Source organism: Streptomyces sp. Ru73, assembly GCF_002920575.1.
Lineage (GTDB): Bacteria > Actinomycetota > Actinomycetes > Streptomycetales > Streptomycetaceae > Streptomyces.
Genome location: NZ_PQSQ01000209.1, coordinates 1 through 1,607, shown reverse-complemented (window position 1 = coordinate 1,607; position 1,607 = coordinate 1). Strand labels below are relative to the sequence as shown.

At 77.1% G+C, this 1,607-nt stretch carries 2 protein-coding genes; both read right to left on the bottom strand.

From position 1 onward, the window contains the following. The coding region (locus C3486_RS36565; RefSeq protein ID WP_103837132.1) for a CoA ester lyase at positions 1 to 735 on the bottom strand (735 nt) is incomplete at its 3' end. Beyond that, positions 732 to 1,607 (bottom strand): hypothetical protein (locus tag C3486_RS36560; protein ID WP_308461297.1); only part of this gene is annotated, 876 nt, incomplete at its 5' end. The genes C3486_RS36565 and C3486_RS36560, both read right to left, overlap by 4 nt.

Genomic DNA, 1,607 nt, shown 5'->3' with positions numbered 1-1,607 from the left:
CGCTGCCAGCACCCGCCGCGCCCACGCCCGTTCGTCCGCCGACGGAGTGAACCCTTCGTGGACGGCGTCGAGTTGACGCGGGTGGATGCACAGCTTGCCGCCGAAGCCCAGCCGCCGGGCGTGGGCCACGTCGCCCGCCAGCGGCCCGTCGGCCGCCAGGGCCGCGGTGACGCCGTCCAGCGGCGGCGCGAGCCCGGCCGCCGCCGAGGCGCAGACCAGCCGCGAGCGCGCGTACGCCAGCGCCTGGTGGTCCTCGGGCGCCACGCCCAGCTGCGCCGCGAGGTCGATGTTGCCGAAGGCGGCGCGTACGACGTGCGGGACGCGGCACAGCGCTGCGGCGTTCTCCACCCCGGCCGCCGTCTCCACCAGCGCCAGCACCGGGACGCCGCCCGCCGCCCCGGTGACCGACGCCAGTACGGCCGGGTCCTCGGCCTTGGGCAGCATGACGGGCGCACCGTGCGCGGCGGCCATCGCCAGGTCGGCCGCGTGCCACTCGGTGCCCGGCGCGTTGACCCGCACCACGGCACGCGCGCCGCCCGCCAGCCACCCTGCCACGGCGTCGCGCGCCGCGTCCTTGTCCTCCGGCGCGACCGCGTCCTCCAGGTCCACGATCACCCCGTCGGCGCCCGCCGCTGCCGCCTTGGCGTAGCGGTCGGCGCGGTGGCCGGGTACGAAGAGCAGGCTGCGCGCCGCGGCGAGGGCCTGCGCGTCGAGGGGTGCGTCGGCGCCGGTCATGCGAAGGTCACCTCAGCCGTGGCGTGCTCCGCCGCGCGCGGCCCGGCGACCCACAGCCGTACGCCCGCCGCACCGTCCGCCTCGTACGGCGCGCCGCAGGACAGCAGCCGCTCGCCGCAGAACGACGGCTGCCGCAGCCGGTAGGAGAGGGTGCGCACCGTACGCTCAGGGGCCTGCCGGCGGACCAGTTCCAGCATCTGCAGGACCAGCAGCGGACCGTGCACGACCAGCCCGGGATAGCCCTCGACCCCGGTGACGTACGGCTCGTCGTAGTGGATGCGGTGCGCGTTGGCGGTCAGCGCGCTGACCCGGAAGAGGACGGCCGGATCGGTGGTCCACGGCAGCTGCCACGGCGCGTCGCTCCGCGGCTCCGCTTCCGGGTCGAGCGTGATCCGGTCCGGTACGGGCGCGCCGCCGCTGCGGTAGACGATGTCCTGCTCCTCGACGGCCCGCACCTCGCCGCCCTGGCGGAACTCGCTGCGCGCGGTGACGAACAGCAGCCCGCCGGTGCGGCCCTTCTTGGCCTGCACCTTGACCACGCTGCTGGTCTGCTCGGCCGGCTGCCCGACCGTGAGCGGCGTACGCACCTCCAGCCGGCCGCCCGCGAACATCCGGCGCCGCCGGGGGAGCGGCGGCAGGAAGTGGCCGTCGCGCAGGTGGCCGTCCGGGCCCAGCTCGCTCTGCCGGGGCCAGTGGAGGAAGTGCAGCCAGTGCCAGAGCGGCGGCAGCGGCTGCCCGGCGGCGGCCACCGGCGCCGGCAGGTCCAGTACGGCGGAGAGCGCGGCGACCGGCGCGGCGGCGAGCGGGTCGGTGGCGCGGGTGTCGGCCGGGTGCCAGCTGCGCGCGGTCTCTTCCAGGACGCCGAAGTCGGC